Annotated in this window: 20 protein-coding genes; 8 read left to right on the top strand and 12 right to left on the bottom strand. The window is 54.9% G+C overall.

Annotated features, from left to right (window positions below):
* Positions 1-329 precede the first annotated feature (329 nt).
* Positions 330-1,292 carry a hypothetical protein gene (locus C7476_RS10965; protein ID WP_114430188.1) on the top strand — a complete coding sequence of 321 codons (963 nt, stop codon included), beginning with the start codon at positions 330-332 and terminating at the stop codon, positions 1,290-1,292.
* On the opposite strand, the gene C7476_RS10960 is transcribed toward C7476_RS10965, so the two are convergent.
* The 4 genes from C7476_RS10960 to C7476_RS10945 form a co-directional block, all read right to left on the bottom strand.
* Positions 1,293-2,111 carry a lysophospholipid acyltransferase family protein gene (locus C7476_RS10960; protein WP_114429970.1) on the bottom strand — a complete coding sequence of 273 codons (819 nt, stop codon included), beginning with the start codon at positions 2,109-2,111 and terminating at the stop codon, positions 1,293-1,295.
* Positions 2,112-2,208: 97 nt separating this feature from the next.
* Positions 2,209-4,197, bottom strand: coding sequence for a threonine--tRNA ligase (thrS, locus tag C7476_RS10955; RefSeq protein ID WP_114429969.1), 1,989 nt, complete (start codon positions 4,195-4,197; stop codon positions 2,209-2,211).
* Positions 4,198-4,312: 115 nt separating this feature from the next.
* Positions 4,313-4,678 (bottom strand): membrane protein insertion efficiency factor YidD, encoded by a 366-nt coding sequence (gene yidD / locus C7476_RS10950; RefSeq protein ID WP_114429968.1) that lies wholly within the window; start codon positions 4,676-4,678, stop codon positions 4,313-4,315.
* Positions 4,679-4,682: 4 nt separating this feature from the next.
* A complete protein-coding gene (locus tag C7476_RS10945; protein WP_114429967.1) occupies positions 4,683-5,129 on the bottom strand; it encodes an iron-sulfur cluster assembly scaffold protein in 447 nt (148 codons plus the stop codon).
* Between the two features lie 272 nt (positions 5,130-5,401).
* On the opposite strand from C7476_RS10945, the gene folE reads away from it, so the two are divergent.
* From folE to C7476_RS10930, 3 genes are all read left to right on the top strand, one after another.
* On the top strand, positions 5,402-6,028 hold the full coding sequence (gene folE, locus C7476_RS10940) for a GTP cyclohydrolase I FolE (protein WP_112531326.1): 627 nt from the start codon (positions 5,402-5,404) through the stop codon (positions 6,026-6,028).
* A gap of 16 nt (positions 6,029-6,044) precedes the next feature.
* Positions 6,045-6,467, top strand: coding sequence for a phosphoribosyl-AMP cyclohydrolase (gene hisI / locus C7476_RS10935; protein ID WP_114429966.1), 423 nt, complete (start codon positions 6,045-6,047; stop codon positions 6,465-6,467).
* A 291-nt stretch (positions 6,468-6,758) separates the two neighbouring features.
* The gene (locus C7476_RS10930; RefSeq protein ID WP_181872405.1) at positions 6,759-7,727 is read left to right on the top strand and encodes a patatin family protein; all 969 of its coding nucleotides are present in this window, start codon (positions 6,759-6,761) and stop codon (positions 7,725-7,727) included.
* Between the two features lie 6 nt (positions 7,728-7,733).
* Here the strand turns inward: C7476_RS10930 and C7476_RS10925 are convergent, their stop codons facing one another.
* Entirely contained in the window at positions 7,734-8,165 is a 432-nt protein-coding gene (locus C7476_RS10925; RefSeq protein WP_114429965.1) for a CBS domain-containing protein, read from the bottom strand.
* A 108-nt stretch (positions 8,166-8,273) separates the two neighbouring features.
* The gene (locus C7476_RS10920; protein WP_114429964.1) at positions 8,274-9,008 is read right to left on the bottom strand and encodes a rhomboid family intramembrane serine protease; all 735 of its coding nucleotides are present in this window, start codon (positions 9,006-9,008) and stop codon (positions 8,274-8,276) included.
* Positions 9,009-9,319: 311 nt separating this feature from the next.
* Between C7476_RS10920 and C7476_RS10915 the strand changes: the two genes are divergently transcribed.
* The 3 genes from C7476_RS10915 (at position 9,320) to C7476_RS10905 (ending at position 11,636) form a co-directional block, all read left to right on the top strand.
* A complete protein-coding gene (locus C7476_RS10915; protein ID WP_210207789.1) occupies positions 9,320-9,952 on the top strand; it encodes a PAS domain-containing protein in 633 nt (210 codons plus the stop codon).
* 106 nt (positions 9,953-10,058) lie between these two features.
* Positions 10,059-10,667 (top strand): PilZ domain-containing protein, encoded by a 609-nt coding sequence (locus tag C7476_RS10910; RefSeq protein ID WP_114429962.1) that lies wholly within the window; start codon positions 10,059-10,061, stop codon positions 10,665-10,667.
* 372 nt (positions 10,668-11,039) lie between these two features.
* Positions 11,040-11,636 carry a transglutaminase-like cysteine peptidase gene (locus tag C7476_RS10905; protein WP_114429961.1) on the top strand — a complete coding sequence of 199 codons (597 nt, stop codon included), beginning with the start codon at positions 11,040-11,042 and terminating at the stop codon, positions 11,634-11,636.
* Between the two features lie 45 nt (positions 11,637-11,681).
* Here the strand turns inward: C7476_RS10905 and C7476_RS10900 are convergent, their stop codons facing one another.
* Positions 11,682-12,209 (bottom strand): gamma carbonic anhydrase family protein, encoded by a 528-nt coding sequence (locus tag C7476_RS10900; RefSeq protein WP_114429960.1) that lies wholly within the window; start codon positions 12,207-12,209, stop codon positions 11,682-11,684.
* Positions 12,210-12,345: 136 nt separating this feature from the next.
* Between C7476_RS10900 and C7476_RS10895 the strand changes: the two genes are divergently transcribed.
* Positions 12,346-13,071 (top strand): hypothetical protein, encoded by a 726-nt coding sequence (locus C7476_RS10895; RefSeq protein ID WP_114429959.1) that lies wholly within the window; start codon positions 12,346-12,348, stop codon positions 13,069-13,071.
* Positions 13,072-13,102: 31 nt separating this feature from the next.
* Here C7476_RS10895 and C7476_RS10890 read toward each other — a convergent pair whose 3' ends face one another.
* The 5 genes from C7476_RS10890 to C7476_RS10870 form a co-directional block, all read right to left on the bottom strand.
* Positions 13,103-13,309 carry a DUF3126 family protein gene (locus C7476_RS10890; protein WP_099999261.1) on the bottom strand — a complete coding sequence of 69 codons (207 nt, stop codon included), beginning with the start codon at positions 13,307-13,309 and terminating at the stop codon, positions 13,103-13,105.
* A gap of 108 nt (positions 13,310-13,417) precedes the next feature.
* Positions 13,418-14,242 carry a serine O-acetyltransferase gene (cysE, locus tag C7476_RS10885; RefSeq protein WP_114429958.1) on the bottom strand — a complete coding sequence of 275 codons (825 nt, stop codon included), beginning with the start codon at positions 14,240-14,242 and terminating at the stop codon, positions 13,418-13,420.
* Positions 14,243-14,402: 160 nt separating this feature from the next.
* The gene (locus tag C7476_RS10880; RefSeq protein WP_114429957.1) at positions 14,403-14,690 is read right to left on the bottom strand and encodes a HigA family addiction module antitoxin; all 288 of its coding nucleotides are present in this window, start codon (positions 14,688-14,690) and stop codon (positions 14,403-14,405) included.
* 14 nt (positions 14,691-14,704) lie between these two features.
* On the bottom strand, positions 14,705-14,983 hold the full coding sequence (locus C7476_RS10875) for a type II toxin-antitoxin system RelE/ParE family toxin (protein WP_114429956.1): 279 nt from the start codon (positions 14,981-14,983) through the stop codon (positions 14,705-14,707).
* Between the two features lie 34 nt (positions 14,984-15,017).
* Complete coding sequence (locus tag C7476_RS10870; protein ID WP_114429955.1) at positions 15,018-15,773, bottom strand: alpha/beta fold hydrolase; 756 nt, start codon at positions 15,771-15,773, stop codon at positions 15,018-15,020.
* Positions 15,774-15,776 lie beyond the last annotated feature (3 nt).

The raw sequence follows: 15,776 nt of genomic DNA, 5'->3' as shown, positions 1-15,776 counted from the left end.
TCCTGATTTAAGTCGTATACTTGTTTGCGCGGACAATGTGGTGGTTTCATCCGTCAAGTAAAGGTAGCACGCTAAGAAAAAGCCTTGAAATTGCCATCGGCTTCGGATCAAACCGTTTCATGGGTGTATTCCAGTTTAGTTTAACGGGCGGCAAGTCCCCAAGAGCCCAAACGAAAATTCGTCAGGAAGCGGCGAAAATGGTGGTTTTTGGGCACGGACGCGCAGCGTACATTTGGTACGGGAGCATCGGAGCGCAGAAAAACGCCATTTGCAGCCCTTCGTGGCGAATTTTCGTTCGGGCTCTTAAATGTGCGCTGCTGCTTGTGACCATGGGGTTAGCCAGCATCTCCTGCGCATCTGCGCAGGCGCTCGCTCCCGAACTACCTGAAGTCCCGCCGCTCGATATTCCCAACATCCCTAATCTTAAAGGGTACGCCAATCCGAAGTCACCCGAGAACAACCCGTTTGCCAACGAACCGGAACTCGTGCTGTCAGCCAAGCTTTCCGACAAGGGCCAGGCAATCCCGCGTGGCCTCGTTTGGCGTGTGTTCTCACCGGAGCCAAACGGCGACGGCAAGCTCGCATTGCTGGCGACTGCCAAGGGCGGAACGACCTCGTTCAACCTTGCTCCCGGCAGCTATCTGGTGCACGTCGCTTTCGGTCGCGCAGGCGCGACAAAGCGCATTACCATGACCCGCGCCAAGCGCACGGAAACGATGATCCTTGATGCCGGCGGAGTGAAACTCAATGCAACCCTCTCGGGTGGCGGGCGCATACCGCCGGACCAGCTGCGATTTTCCATCTATGAAGATCACGCCGACCAGAGCGGCGAACGTGCACTGATCATCCCGGACGTCAAACCCGATAGCGTGGTGCGGCTCAATACCGGCACCTACCAGATCGTCTCCAACTACGGCACCGCGAACGCTGTGATCCGCTCGGATATCCGTGTCGAGGCCGGCAAAATCACCGAAGCCAACGTGGAACACCGCGCCGCATTGCTGACGATGAAGCTCGTGCGCGAGGCTGGTGGCGAGGCGCTGGCCGATACTGCCTGGTCCGTTCTGACCACATCCGGCGATATCGTGCGGGAAAGCGTCGGCGCCTTTGCTTCGATTGTCCTGGCGGAGGGCGAGTATGTCATCATCGCCAAGAACAAGGACCGCATCTACCAGCGCGACTACAAGGTCGTCGCCGGCCGCAATCAGGATGTCGAAGTAATCGCATCTGAAGCTGCAAGCTCACCAGCAACGACGAACCAACCGGCCGAGGGCGAAGAGCCACTTGATTGATTAATAGGCTCTGTGCTCCAGTGAAAAAACCGCGTTGTAAAGATATTCGAGCAACAGCTTGCGGTCTTCCAGCGGCTTCAATTCGTCCCAGCTGATAACCCGGCCGATCCGCACATTGATTGCCTTACCGGACAATCTGCGAAATTCGCGTATCAGCAGCGAAATGCGCAGGGTCATCGAAACTTTGCTCGCAAGGTGGAAGAAGCGCCCGTTCTGTCCGCCGAAATAGACTGGGATCACCGAGGCCTTGGCTTGTTGCACGAGCTTTGCCGGAAAAATCTTCCACGGCAAATCCTCTGCCCGGCCAAAGCCCTTGGGTGCCGTCGCAACACCGCCGGCCGGAAAGACGACGATTGTCACGCCCTGCTTCAAAAGCCGCACGGCCTCATGACGGGTAGCCATATTCATGGTCACGGCTTCCTTCGTTTCGTCGAAACAGACAGGAAGCGCATAGGGCCGAATTTCCGGCACCTTCATAAGATCATTGTTGATGAGAACACGGAACGGCCGGCCGAGCTGCTCGGCCAATGCCAGAGACGCAATGCCGTCGCCAATGCCAAAGGGATGGTTGGCGATAATCACCAATGGTGTATCGGGCAAATTTTGCGGTGGCCACTGGTCCTGAACGTCGAGCCGGATGTTGATCAGATCCATCATTCTGCAGAAAACATCGATACCCGCAGGGACGATGTCGCTCCGCCACGTATTATAGAGCCCTGCATAATAGTTGCGGCCGGAAAAACCTTCGATGGCCCGAATGAGCCATTGGGTCAGGCGGGTCTGCGTGTCGTTGGCATAAGAAAGCTCTGGAAACTGCACGGGGACTCCGCAAAATATTGAAACGGCTTAGATTTTCTCAACACTATATGACAGCGTGATGAAGCCACCACGCTGTCATATTTCATGCTCGCCTAGATTACTCGGCCGCCGCGCGCAACAGGTCCGGAGGTGTCGCTTCGGTCCTGAGCTGCTGAATTGCATCATCCAGCTTCAGCGAGGTCTGATTCTGCGAGCCGAGGCGGCGCATATTGACTGAACGCTCCTCGGCTTCGCGCATGCCGCAAACAAGTATGACCGGCACCTTCTGCAAGGAATGCTCGCGTACTTTATAGTTGATTTTCTCGTTGCGGAAGTCGGTGATGACCTGCAGACCGGCGGCCTTCAGTTCCTTGGCTACCTGCTTGCCATATTCATCGGCTTCGGAGGTGATCGTTGCAACCACAACCTGCACAGGTGCAAACCACAGCGGCATGTGACCTGAATAGTTTTCGATCAGGATGCCGAGAAAGCGTTCCATGGAACCGCAAATGGCGCGGTGGATCATCACCGGCTGCTTCTTCTCCGATGTGGAGTCGATGTAGAAAGCGCCAAAACGCTCGGGCAGGTTGAAATCCACCTGCGTCGTACCGCATTGCCAGTCGCGCCCGATAGCATCACGCAGCACATATTCGAACTTGGGGCCGTAGAAAGCACCCTCGCCCGGATTGATCGATGTCTTGATCTTGCCGCCAGACTGTTCCTCGATCGTCTTGAGCACCTGACCCATGACTTCTTCGGCACGGTCCCACAACTCATCCGAACCGACGCGCTTGTCGGGACGCGTCGATAGTTTCACCGTGATGCCTTCAAATCCGAAATCGGCATAGGTCGTGAGGATCAGATCGTTGATGCGCAGGCATTCCGCCGCCATCTGCTCGTCTGTGCAGAAAATGTGCGCATCGTCCTGCGTGAAGCCACGCACGCGCATCAGGCCATGCAAAGCGCCCGAAGGCTCATAGCGATGCACGTTGCCGAATTCCGCAAGCTTTACCGGCAGATCGCGATATGACTTCAGACCGTGCTTGAAGATCATGACATGGCCGGGGCAGTTCATGGGCTTCAGCGCGAACACACGCTCGTCGTCGGTCTCGTCACCGGCGACCGTGACTTTGAACATATTGTCACGGTACCAGCCCCAATGACCGGACGTCTCCCACAGCGATTTGTCGAGTACCTGCGGTGCATTGACTTCGCTGTAACCATGGCTATCCAGCCGGCGCCGCATGTAGCTGACGAGGCTCTGGAACATCTTCCAGCCTTTCGGATGCCAGAATACGACGCCCGGGCCCTCTTCCTGGAAGTGGAACAGATCCATTTCGCGCCCGAGACGGCGGTGATCGCGTTTTTCCGCCTCCTCCAGCATGTGCAGATAGGAGTTCAGATCTGCATCATTGTTGAAAGCCGTCCCGTAGATGCGGCTCAGCATCGGATTGTTGCTGTCGCCGCGCCAATAGGCACCCGCAACCTTCATCAACTTGAAAGAATTGCCAATCTGGCCGGTCGAAGCCATGTGTGGGCCACGGCAAAGATCGTACCAATCGCCTTGGCGATAGATCTTCAGATCCTGCCCTTCGGGAATGGCATCGACGAGTTCCACCTTATAGGCTTCGCCCTTTTCGGCGAAAATCTTGCGCGCTTTTTCGCGAGACCAGATTTCTTTTGTGAACGGCTTGTTACGGGCAATGATCTCCCGCATCTTCTTCTCGATCACCGGCAGATCATCCGGCGTGAATGGTTCGTTCTTGGCGAAATCGTAGTAAAAGCCATTCTCGATCACCGGGCCGATGGTAACCTGTGTCCCGGGAAACAACTCCTGCACAGCCTCGGCGAGAACATGGGCGCAATCATGCCGGATCAATTCCAGCGCGCGCGGATCTTCCCGTGTCCAGATTTCGATCGCGCCTGAACCCTGCAACGGATCGGACAAGTCACGCACAGTGCCATCCACCGCGTAGGCGACAGCTTTTTTGGCAAGTGATTTGGAAATGGATTCAGCAAGTTCCGCGCCGGTCATGGCAGCGTCATATTCGCGCTTCGAGCCATCGGGGAATTGCATGGATACAGTTTTGGCAACTGTTTGTGACATCGATTTTCTCCTATCCAGTCCCGCCAACGATTGCGGGTGGTATCCAGCTTGCCGGAAACCGCTCCGGCGGGCGCACTTCTAAATGCTGTTTTGCCCGGCGTAAAGTGCTTAAAGTTCAAGTCTGAGGGCGATGAAGGCTCCAAAAGCGCCAGGGCATATACCATACAAACCGTCCATCCAGTACGGTCGGGACCGGATCCAGCCCATGTGTGCCGCCCGGCCCACAGCGGACAAAACGGAATAGACCCATCCAGCCTCCGGTCCACAGGCCATAGCGGGCGACGGACTCGTAAGTATATTCCGAGCAGGTAGGAATATGGCGGCAGGAATTTCCAACAAATCCCGACAGGGTAAGTTGATAGAGCCTGATCAGCCCTGTTCCCAACAAACGTCCTGGCGTTTTCCGCCAGGATCCTTGCCAGTTGCGCGAATATTTACTGACGATCTTCGGCGTTTGATCCTGTGCCGGTTCGTCACACATCGGTCTAGGCTGCAGCTTCGGCGTTTTTCTTCTCGATCTGATCAAGGCAATCCACCACGGCGTCAAAGGTCAGCATCGTGGAATTATGGCGCGCTTTGTAGTCGCGCACCGGCTCAAGAAACTTCAGATCTTCGAACCTGCCTTCCGGCGGCGTGCCGTTTTCCTTCAGCATCTTGAACATTCGGTCCCTGACGTCGCGCAGCTCCTGTGCCGTTGCGCCGATGACATGCCGCGCCATGATCGACGACGACGCCTGCCCCAACGCACAAGCCTTAACATCATGGGCAAAATCTGAAACGACGCCATCCTCCACCTTCAGGTCGACGGTAACAGTCGAGCCACAAAGTTTTGAATGAGCGGTGGCTGACGCGTCCGGCTGCTCGAGGCGCCCGAGCCGCTGGATGTTTCCGGCAAATTCCAGGATACGCGTGTTGTAGACGTCATTGATCATAATGAATGCCCGTTTTTCGACACAGTGTTCACCGCAAACGCGTCATTGTGCATCGCTTTGACCCTATGAATCCCGATTTCAATCTCTATATAGTATTGGAGCGCACTAGCACAAAGTCGCATGTATTAAATTTTCGCGATGCGTTATTGTGTTGGTCGGGGCTGGGAACGTTTTCCAGCTTGCCTTCAATACACCGTCCGTTCCGATGGAGCGACTATCGTGTATTGCCGTTTAACTCGTCGCTCCTTTGAGGGCGGCTACGGGAGATCGCGATGGATGCTATAATCAAAGTCCTGCAATCGGCAGCCGCCAAGCAGGATAATAATCGACGCCCCACCCAAGAAGAAGCCGAAGCAGCCGTTCGCACGCTACTGCTTTGGGCCGGCGACAATCCGGACCGCGAGGGTCTGTTAGATACGCCGCAACGAGTGGCCAACACATACAAGGAATTGTTCTCCGGTTATGCGCAGGATCCGGCCGACGTGCTCGGCCGTACCTTCGAGGAAGTCGCCGGATACGAGGACATGATCCTCATTCAGGATATTCCGTTCTTCTCGCACTGCGAACATCATATGGTGCCGATCATCGGCAAGGCGCATGTGGCCTACCTGCCCGATGGCGAAAAGGTCGTTGGCTTGTCGAAAATCGCCCGCGTGGTCGACATGTTCGCGCATCGCCTGCAGACACAGGAAAGCATGACGGCGCAGATTGCCAATGCAATCCAGGAGTCACTGCGCCCGCGCGGTGTTGCGGTCATGATCGAGGCAGAACACATGTGCATGGCTATGCGCGGCATCCGTAAAGCCGGTTCGACGACCACGACGACGACCTTTACCGGATCGTTCAAGACTGAAATCAACGAGCAGGTACGGTTCATGACACTCGTCAGGGGCCGGTAGCTTCCAGAATGGTATTATGCCGAACGATTTGTTCTCCGCTTCCCTGAGCGACAAACATGACAATGAAGAAGGCGCGGTGTTTGCACCGCGCTTCGATGCGTCCGGATTGGTAACGACGGTCGTTACAGATGCCCGTGACGGCCAACTGCTGATGGTCGCGCACATGAATGCCGATGCGCTGAAATTGACGCTGGAAACCGGCATCGCACATTATTGGTCGCGCTCACGTAAATCCCTTTGGCAAAAGGGCGAGACATCCGGAAATTTGCAGACGGTAGTCGAAATGCGCACCGACTGCGATCAGGATGCCCTTTGGCTGAAAGTAACCGTCGCCGGCGATGGCCCAACCTGCCATACCGGACGTCGTTCTTGTTTTTATCGTCAGATCGTCACGACGGATGGAACATCATCATTGGTAATGCAGTTAGAGACAAAATAGAGGCCTTCCTGGGCCATGAACTCCACTACAGAATCGACAATGGCGCCTCCATCACCTCAGCTCCTTCTATCCGAAAAGATGGCCTTACACCATTTCGACCCCACAATGAGTTCACGACCTAGCCATACGGACAATAATGGTCAGGAAATCCTCTATGCCTCGCAACCGCCATCATCGTCTTTTGTAATCCCATTTCATTGGTTGGCTAAGGGGTCACAAATCCGCAATATTCATCCTTTGGATACCAATACAGAGGAATAGTGAAAGAGCAGTGTTTCAGGAGTATATGCTATGCTCGAATGGGCATCGCGCCGGATGCGCGCGGCAGAACCGATCGGTATCGATAACACCCCGGATGTGCCAGTAATCACGCCGGAAGTGCCTCGCGACCGCAAGACACCTATTGCGCTCGCGCTTGGCGGCGGTGCCGCACGCGGATGGGCGCATATTGGCGTACTGCGCGCCCTTGATAAAGCTGGCATCGAAATTTCCATGATTGCCGGAACATCGATCGGCGCCCTTGTTGGCGGTTGCTATCTGGGCGGCAAGCTTGATCAGCTTGAGGATTTTGCCCGCAGCCTGACCAAGCGAGGCCTTTTCAGCCTGCTCGATCTGCGTTTTCGGGGCAACGGCCTTTTCGGCGGCATGAAACTCGATCGTCGCCTGCGCGAACACCTGGAAGAACTCGCTATTGAAGATCTGCCAAAGCGCTTTATCGCCGTGTGCACCGAGATCAATACCGGCCATGAAATCTGGCTGACACGAGGCAGCCTGATAACCGCGATGCGGGCTTCCTATGCCCTGCCCGGCGTGTTCGAACCTGTAGAATGCAACGGCAGGACACTCGTCGATGGCGCGCTGGTAAACCCGGTTCCCGTCGCGGTCTGCCGGTCGTACGAGCATCCGCTGGTTGTCGCCGTCAACCTGCACTATGATCAATTTGGCCGGGCCGCTGTCATCAAGCACGCAGCGGAACCTCCCAATCCTGGCTCAGGCGATGGCGAAGCGGTGCGCGCCAACCCTTCCTATTCAAAGCGGTTGGGCATCACCGGTGTCATGATGGAATCGTTCAACATTATCCAGGACCGGATTTCACGCGCACGCATGGCAGGCGATCCGCCTGACATCATGCTGATGCCGAAGATCGGCCACGTTGGCCTCGCCGAATTCCATCGTGCAGACGAGGCGATCAAACTCGGTTATGAAGAGACCATGGCTCGCTTCGGCGAATTGGAGCGCATGCAAAAGCTCGTTTTTTGAACCGCTTTAGGCAGTGGCGATATAGCTGCGAATTTCCTCCGACTCGCGCTCCACTTCCTCGATGCGAAGTTTGACGACGTCACCGATCGAGACAATTCCGTGCAGACGCCCGTCCTTTTCTACAGGCAGGTGGCGAAACCGGCCTTGTGTCATGATTTCCATCACCTGATTGATCGTGTGTTTCTCACTGCAGACCTTGACCTTCATGGTCATGCTTTCCGAAATCGGCTTCCACAAGGCATCGGCGCCCTGAGCGGCAATTTGCCTGACAACGTCGCGCTCGGACAAAATGCCCTTGATGGCATTGTTCCCGTCACAAACGACAATTGCACCGATCTTGTGCTTTGCGAGGATCGTAATTGCATCGCCGAGCGTCGTCTCCGGCGTCGTGCTGAATACGTCATAGCCTTTTCGTTCGAGAATCAGTTTGACAGTCATGTACATCCTCCTTGCACATTGGCTTCTGGACCATCGTATCCCCCGGGATACGTCCGATGATCTAGTTCATGGTGCGCGTATGCGATGCCTATTGCAACTATTTTGCAATTATACCATCAATTCCGGATCCATTCGACCGCTGTCACGCCCGTCGAACAAGGAAATGCCAAGGAAGCCGACAAGAAAGCCGCCAATATGCGCTTCCCAGGCAATCGTCGCAGAACTATCGACGCCGACGGAGAGCATTCCGGTGAGAATGTTGGTGACAAACCAAACACCGAGAAAGGTCAGCACGGTTCGCATGCGAAGCGCCTCCCCGATTGGCAGGATATCACCGACAAAGGCCGCTGAATTGCGCAAGGGAGAGCGGCGGAAACCGAAACGCGCCGCCGCGCCCATCATGCCGGAAACTGCGCCTGAAGCGCCGACCAAGGGCGCGATACTGTCCGGATAGACCGCAAAATGCGTCATCACAGCAGCGATCGACGTTACGATCCAGAACAGCGCCGTCCGCAGCGGACCGATGCGCGCCGCCAGTGGTGACCCGAAAGCGGCCAGCCAGATCATATTAAGCGCTATATGAGCGATGCTCCCATGCATCAGTGAGTAGGTCACGGTTGTCAGCCAGGCGGCCGGCGACGCGAACCCGCCATATTCTGAAAAACGCGCTGGAATGAACGCAAAATTCAGAAGAAATTCGTTGTTCTGCTCGTCACTCAAGACATAGGTCTCCAGAACGAACACAATGCCGCACAGGGCCATGATGGCCAATATGACACCCGGAATATTGAAAATCGGCTCGCCCTTTGTGGACCGGTTCCGGATATCCGCTGAATCGTTCATTCTTGTTCATGGCCTTTATTGCTAGTTACGGAACGCTATCTGGTTCGGGTCCCGGGTGCAAAGCCCCATGAACAGAAAAAAGGCCACCCAGTGGGTCTGGGCAGCCTCGAATTTCAGGATAGTTGATCATGCAAACTCTAGTGAAAGTACTGTCTCACAGCGCCGTCCACGGCTCAATCGAAACCACTTGTTAACCTTAATCGGCTGCCGCAGTGGAGACCATGTCATCTTTGGTGGCGCCAGCAGATTGTCAGTGACAGAGTCCGGACGACAAGAAGAATCGCGTTGAGCGCCGAAAGCAGATGAACCCTATGCGGCATGATGGAACAAGCGAGCTTTTTGCCTATTGGAACAGGCTGCGCGGCACTCGCGCCGCGCCGGAGCGCCGGGAGATAGCACCCGCTTTGATCAGGAAATATCTCGCCGATACCTTTATCGTCCAGGCAGTCGGACCGGGCGAGCCGCGCTTCCGCCTCGCCGGAACCCGCATATGCTCGGTCTATGGCCGGGAATTGAGGGGCGCGTCGTTTGCCTCTCTCTGGCAGATAAAAGACCGAAGCAATATCGTACGCCTCATCAAGAACAGCATGACGAACAAGTCCGTCGTTCAGCTGACTTACGAAGGTAAGAGTACTCGTGGCCGCCGAGCCCTGTTCGAATTGATTCTTTTGCCACTCGCCAGCGAGGCCAATGAACGGCATCTCATGGGGATGATCATCTCTCTCGGCAGGCCTTTCTGGCTCGAATCCGATCCTATCGTCGAAAACCGCCTCCAATCGATTTCGATTATCGACCCGCGTTACCCGGCACGCGGTTTGCCAGGTGATTCCATTCTCACGATTCCGGAGAATACAGCATCCACAACGCTGCCCGCCACGCGGACGATCATCAGCCGCAAGGTCGGGCATCTGCTCGTATTCAATGGCGGAAAAACCGTCGACTAGGTTAGCAATTTCTAAGCAATGGCAGTCATCGTTACCTTCACGTTAAGACTTGTGACGTAATCTTTCACCATCAGACACTGTCGATTCCCATATCTGGACAGCCTTCATGCAAATATACCGTGACGTTTCGAGCCCCAACCTTGCCGCCGCGGGCAAGTACTATAGCGTGAAAGTGCAACTATACGGTCGCTTCATGCTGGAGGATCGTACCGAGCATGTCTGCCAGATCGATGAAATGTCGCCCGGCGATGTCATTATCACCACGGATGTGATGGCGAATAATGGAGAGCGGGTTGTTGCCTACATTGACCATATCGGCCGCGTAGAAGGCACCATCGAGCGCATGGTCAGCGGCGGGTTTCAGGTGTCGCTGACCGCTTCGGATCGCAAGAAGAACAAGATCGCCGCGCAACTGACGTGGCTCGCCAATAAACATGAACTGGACATGCCGGAAGACCGGCGTCACCAGCGCATCGCGCCGCGCAATCCTATCTCGACGCTATCGATGGCTGATGGCAGGCAATATCCTTGCCGTATCCTCGATCTTTCAATATCGGGAGCCGCCGTTGAATTGCGCATGCGCCCTGCCCTGAACAGCCAGGTTATCCTCGGCTCCATGCGCGGCCGCGTGGTGCGTCATTTCGAAGAAGGCATTGCAATCGAATTCGCGACCGTGCAAAGCCGCGAAGCTATCGATATCGCTTTCGAAGGGTAAATCCCTCTATTCTCTTGATAAATTTCGTCAGACCCGATGCAATCGACTGCATTTCGTTGTGAATTTTTTACATCCGGGATATTTTTTTGACCAAATTGCCACCGAAAGCTGGCGAAACATCGCCAATGGTCCACGAGGCATTAAGCCATTATAAATCACCAAATAGTCGCAACAACGAATGCTTAATCCTGTTACATTTCGATAAATACAATATACATCTTATTTAAATAAAATAGTAATATATATTAATACTTAGTTGCAGTCTAATTGGTTTATTTTTTGCTACTAACTTGATTCATATTTACTCATCGACATTTCCGCTCGGTCAAACTCTCTCTGCCATTGTCACCTCAACCGGGGAGACGACGGGAAATGATAAAAAATACAATCTTGCTTGGAGCGGCGTTCTTTTTGATGTGCATGACCGCACAAGCCGATTCGAACATGGCGTTCATGAAGACAGGCGGGCGTACGTCTCAGCCGATCGGACATTACGAATTTTGCCAGGCCTACAAAAACGAATGCAATATAAGGAGCAGCGATAACAGCCCTGCCCACTTGTCGCCGAAGATCTGGAACCTCATGGTTCAGATCAACAGCCAGGTCAATGCACAGATCCAGCCCGCGACGGATATGGACATCTGGGGCAAGGCGGAAGTCTGGTCATATCCGACGACCGTCGGCGATTGCGAAGATTACGTTTTTCTGAAGCGGAAGCTGCTGAACGAGAGTGGCGTGCCAATCAGTGATCTCCTGATCACTGTCGTTCGCCAGATGAACGGCGAAGGCCATGCGGTTCTCACCGTTCGCACGGACCGCGGCGATTACGTTCTCGACAACCTTGAACTGCGCGTAAAGCCGTGGAACGAAACCAGCTACGACTATCTAAAGCGTCAGGCCGCGAACAATACCGGCGCGTGGGTCTCGATCAATGACGAGCGCCAGCTCCTGGTCGGCAGTATCAAATAGGGACTTCGACCTCAAGCCGGCCCAGATCGGGGCCGGCTTTTGCCGTCAGTCTATCTCCAGGCCGCGCATGAAGCGTCGGCCATTCTCGACATAATGCGCAGCCGAAAGCCTGAGGCCCTCGATCGTCGCTTCGTCCAAAGTCCGTATGACCCTTGCCGGTGAACCGACGATCAGTGAATTGTCCGGAAACTCCTTCCGCTCGGTGACGAGTGCGCCCGCGCCGACAAAGGAATTCTTGCCAATTCTTGCGCCATTCAGGACGATGGCACCAATGCCGACCAGCGAATTATCGCCGATGGTGCAGCCATGCAGCATGGCGCGATGGCCAATCGTGCAGCCTTCGCCAACTGTCAGCGGATAGCCCATATCCGTGTGCATGGCGGTATGTTCTTGAACATTGGTGTCGCGACCGATGCGAATCAACTCGTTGTCGCCGCGCAGCACCACGCCAAACCAGATATTCGCGTTTTCACCCAGGAATACCTTGCCGACAATGGTAGCGTCCGGTGCTATCCAATTCGACGCCCGATGCTCAAATTCCGGTGAATGCCCGTCAAGTATGAAAATCGGCATAGCTTCTCCCTGGATTCGCATGACGAGCTTAACGAAGGGCGGAAGGCTTGGCGAGACCACCTTCACTTTCGATTAACCATAAATCAGCACATGTCGCGTTAAGTTGAGCCCACTCAACACGGTTGGTCCGAAAGTCATGCAGTATCGAGCACAAAGAATAGAGCCGATTTTTGGCAGCGTACTCCTGCGACGCGTCTTTTACTCCATCGCAGCGCTCGCGCTCCTATCATTGTGCTTGATCATCGCCGGCGATTATCTCGGCCACACGATCTCGCTTGGCGGCCATACGGAAGACACAACCCCTCGGGAGATCGTCATTGGCAACAGTGTGCTTGAGCTTCCGGCAAACACGATCCGCTTCGACAGACAGCGCCGAGACGGAGATGCGGAACGCGTCGATCTGTATCTGCATTGGCCGGACATGATGGGTTACCAGCCTTCGTTCCTGTCGGATTTCAACGGTGCGGGGCCGGAAAAGCGGCTGCTATTCCTGAACTTCGAGCCGCGCGCTACCTCGCAGGATATGTCCGGGCGATACGGCCCGATATATAGTACGCTGACCGAGGGTCCGGGCTCGAAGGGTCCGGCTGGATTGACGATACAGAAGTTTCGAGCCGACAGTGACTTTTTAAATGAGGAGCTGTTGCTTTCGGCGGAACAGGCAGGACAGATGCCATTCGTTGCCCGGTGTCTTGACGAGGAAACCTCGAAAAGTAACCTTGCATCGTGCCAGCGGGATATATTTCTTGGTGAGGATTTGCAGCTAACCTACCGCTTTCCAAGGGAAATACTCGGAGACTGGCAAAAGCTCGATCAGCAAATACGAACATTTGCCGAAGCCCATCTCAAAGGGCAGAAGTGACGCCTGCTACAGCGTCACTCAATCAAGAGACTCAGAGATCCATCTCGAGGATGGCCATCGAGAAATTGTAGGAGAGTTCACCCTCGTCCTCATCCTTGTAGATCAAACCAAGAAATTCGTCGCCGAGATAGAGTTCGGCAGAATCATCCTTGCGTGGACGAGCCTTTACAGTGAGTTCCGTATTTCTGAATGTCCGCTTGAAATAGCTGTCGAGTTTCTTCAGTTCTTCGGGTTTCACGGAGGTCTCCTGTCATATGAAATTCAGGCGCTTTTGGCATGCGAGAGTCGCCCCTGTAAAGGGTTGATTACGATCGCCTTGGAGCGCCGAGACCCGTAAAGCCGCGATTCAATCGAAATTTGTGATCAACTGGTCCATGGCGCGCGAGGGCTCGGCACAGCCGGTTTCACCCACAATACGAGCAGGAACGCCGGCAACAGTGACATTGTGCGGAACGGGTTTTAGCACTACGGAGCCTGAGGCTACCTTGGAGCAATGGCCAATCTCGATGTTACCGAGAATATTGGCGCCAGCGCCGATGAGAACGCCATGACGGATCTTTGGGTGCCGGTCGCCGGTTTCCTTGCCTGTACCGCCAAGCGTGACGCCCTGAAGGATCGAGACATTGTCTTCGATGACCGCGGTCATACCGACGACAATACCGGTGGCGTGGTCGAAGAACACTCCCTGTCCCATGGGAACCTGCGGGTGGATATCGGTCTGGAAAACCGACGAGGAACGGCTCTGCAGGTAGAGCGCAAAATCTCTCCGCCCTTCCTTCCACAGCCAATGGGCAAGCCGATGCGTCTGGATTGCCTGGAAACCCTTGAAATAGAGCACGGGTTCCATGAAACGGTCGCAGGCCGGGTCACGATCATAAACAGCCTGGATATCGACGCGCAGGATCTGCGACCAGGATGGTGTTGCGTCAACCATCGCTGTAAACGTCTGGCGCAGCAATTCCGATTCCACATCCGGATGATCGAGCCGCTGCGAAATGCGATGAATGACCGCTTCTTCAAGCGATTGATGGTTGAGAATTGTCGTATAGAGGAACGTCGCCAAAAGCGGTTCGTTACGGACAGCCTCGTCGGCTTCGGCGCGGATTGCGAGCCAGATCGGGTCCATCTGCTTGACCGATCCGGTCATCTTTATCGGACTGCTTGCGGACATTTCCTACTCCAGGCATTCGGCCAATAATATTCTCAAACAACGAGCATAAGGCAAAATTGGTTGCTTGACACGTTGATTTCCAGATCGATTGCGCAAGAAATTTTGAACCTGCGATTGATTTGGCTGATGTCAGGCCTCGTCACTCCAGGATTGCCTTAGCTTATGCGGCCTTGTCCTGCAAGGAACGAACGGGCGGCTGCTCGTGTTCCATCGCACGTGCCAGATCGTAATTTGCCTGCAGAGTTATCCAAAATCGTGCTGTACTGACACCCGCTCGTTCCAATCGGATTGCGAGATCTGGACTGATGGCTGCACGGCCGTTGAGTACCCGAGACAGAGCAACACGCGACATACTCAGCCGCTCAGCTGCCTCTGTTACCTGAAGTCCTAGCGGCGAAAGCACGTCTTCGCGCAAAAGTTCGCCCGGATGCGGTGGGGTTTTCATCATCGTTATAACTCCCTTTAGTGGTAGTCGAGATAGTCGACCATCTCGACGTCAGCATCTACAAATCGAAACGTCACGCGCCAATTGCCGTTCACCCATATTGACCAATGACCTTTGAGCGCGCCTTTCAATGGATGCAGTTTGAACGACGGCAGATTCAGTTCATCGGGTCTGGAGGCAGCGTCAACAGCCGCCAGGATGCGGGCAATCTTGGACGCATGTGCGGCCTGAATTCCTCGCACAGAGCCTGAACGATAAAAAATCTCGAGGCCTTTGTGCCGGAATCCAATGATCATCAGACAATGTATCGCGTATCGCTACACGATGCAATTAAATCTTGTGGCGCTTGAGGAAGTCCAGAACGGCCTGCTTGAACACCTTGTCGCCGACCGCGAGCATATGGTCCCGGCCAGGAATATCGATCGCCTCACCATGGGGCATTAGCGCCGCAAGATCCTGCGGGTTTCCGCCAATATCGTCTTTGGTGCCGACAGCGACGAGGGTTGGCTGGGTAATCCGGCCCATGTTTTCTGCGCTGATTTCTTCCTTGGAAGTGATAACGCACGCCGCCAACGCGATTTTGTCGCTCTTGGTCTTGTCGGCAAACATCCGGAACATTTTTCCGCGCGGATGCGTAATCGCCTCCGGATCGGCGGACATGAGCGCCTCGGCGATGGGCGACCAGTCTCCGGCACCTTCGACCATGCCGATGCCAAGACCGCCGAAAACAAGATCATGTACGCGCTCGGGATGTTCGAGCGCAAGGAACGCACTGATGCGCGCGCCCATGGAATAACCCATGACATGTGCCGTCGGAATGCCAAGGTGATCCAGCAGCGCGGCGGCGTCGCCCGCCATGAGCGTCGGCGTATAGACCGCCTTGTCGTGCGGCTTGTCCGATTGGCCGTGACCGCGATTATCAATTGCGATGGCGCGATAACCGGCAGATGTCAGCGTTTGCATCCAGCCGGGTTGAACCCAGTTGTAGAGGGAGGACGAAGCAAAGCCATGGATGAGCAGGACCGGCTCGCCCTCGCCCTCATCCAGATAAGCAAGCTTCAGTCCGTCATTGTCGAAAAACTGCATTGT

Origin of the sequence: Phyllobacterium bourgognense (assembly GCF_003337575.1) — a bacterium.
In the GTDB taxonomy this organism is placed as follows: domain Bacteria; phylum Pseudomonadota; class Alphaproteobacteria; order Rhizobiales; family Rhizobiaceae; genus Phyllobacterium; species Phyllobacterium bourgognense.
The sequence above is the reverse complement of the archived record's forward strand: the minus strand, read 5'-3'. Positions and strand labels throughout refer to the sequence as shown.

What these genes read in the sequence shown, in the direction of transcription:
- C7476_RS10875 (WP_114429956.1), bottom strand. Translation starts at nt 14,983, where the DNA reads ATGATCATTGGATTCCGGCACAAAGGCCTCGAGATTTTTTATCGTTCA.
- C7476_RS10925 (WP_114429965.1), bottom strand. Translation starts at nt 8,165, where the DNA reads ATGACTGTCAAACTGATTCTCGAACGAAAAGGCTATGACGTATTCAGC.
- C7476_RS10915 (WP_210207789.1), top strand. Translation starts at nt 9,320, where the DNA reads ATGCGGCATGATGGAACAAGCGAGCTTTTTGCCTATTGGAACAGGCTG.
- C7476_RS10910 (WP_114429962.1), top strand. Translation starts at nt 10,059, where the DNA reads ATGCAAATATACCGTGACGTTTCGAGCCCCAACCTTGCCGCCGCGGGC.
- C7476_RS10945 (WP_114429967.1), bottom strand. Translation starts at nt 5,129, where the DNA reads ATGATCAATGACGTCTACAACACGCGTATCCTGGAATTTGCCGGAAAC.
- thrS (WP_114429969.1), bottom strand. Translation starts at nt 4,197, where the DNA reads ATGTCACAAACAGTTGCCAAAACTGTATCCATGCAATTCCCCGATGGC.
- C7476_RS10930 (WP_181872405.1), top strand. Translation starts at nt 6,759, where the DNA reads ATGCTCGAATGGGCATCGCGCCGGATGCGCGCGGCAGAACCGATCGGT.
- hisI (WP_114429966.1), top strand. Translation starts at nt 6,045, where the DNA reads ATGCCGAACGATTTGTTCTCCGCTTCCCTGAGCGACAAACATGACAAT.
- cysE (WP_114429958.1), bottom strand. Translation starts at nt 14,242, where the DNA reads ATGTCCGCAAGCAGTCCGATAAAGATGACCGGATCGGTCAAGCAGATG.
- C7476_RS10880 (WP_114429957.1), bottom strand. Translation starts at nt 14,690, where the DNA reads ATGATGAAAACCCCACCGCATCCGGGCGAACTTTTGCGCGAAGACGTG.
- C7476_RS10895 (WP_114429959.1), top strand. Translation starts at nt 12,346, where the DNA reads ATGCAGTATCGAGCACAAAGAATAGAGCCGATTTTTGGCAGCGTACTC.
- C7476_RS10965 (WP_114430188.1), top strand. Translation starts at nt 330, where the DNA reads ATGGGGTTAGCCAGCATCTCCTGCGCATCTGCGCAGGCGCTCGCTCCC.
- yidD (WP_114429968.1), bottom strand. Translation starts at nt 4,678, where the DNA reads ATGTGTGACGAACCGGCACAGGATCAAACGCCGAAGATCGTCAGTAAA.
- folE (WP_112531326.1), top strand. Translation starts at nt 5,402, where the DNA reads ATGGATGCTATAATCAAAGTCCTGCAATCGGCAGCCGCCAAGCAGGAT.
- C7476_RS10905 (WP_114429961.1), top strand. Translation starts at nt 11,040, where the DNA reads ATGATAAAAAATACAATCTTGCTTGGAGCGGCGTTCTTTTTGATGTGC.
- C7476_RS10870 (WP_114429955.1), bottom strand. Translation starts at nt 15,773, where the DNA reads ATGCAGTTTTTCGACAATGACGGACTGAAGCTTGCTTATCTGGATGAG.
- C7476_RS10920 (WP_114429964.1), bottom strand. Translation starts at nt 9,008, where the DNA reads ATGAACGATTCAGCGGATATCCGGAACCGGTCCACAAAGGGCGAGCCG.
- C7476_RS10900 (WP_114429960.1), bottom strand. Translation starts at nt 12,209, where the DNA reads ATGCCGATTTTCATACTTGACGGGCATTCACCGGAATTTGAGCATCGG.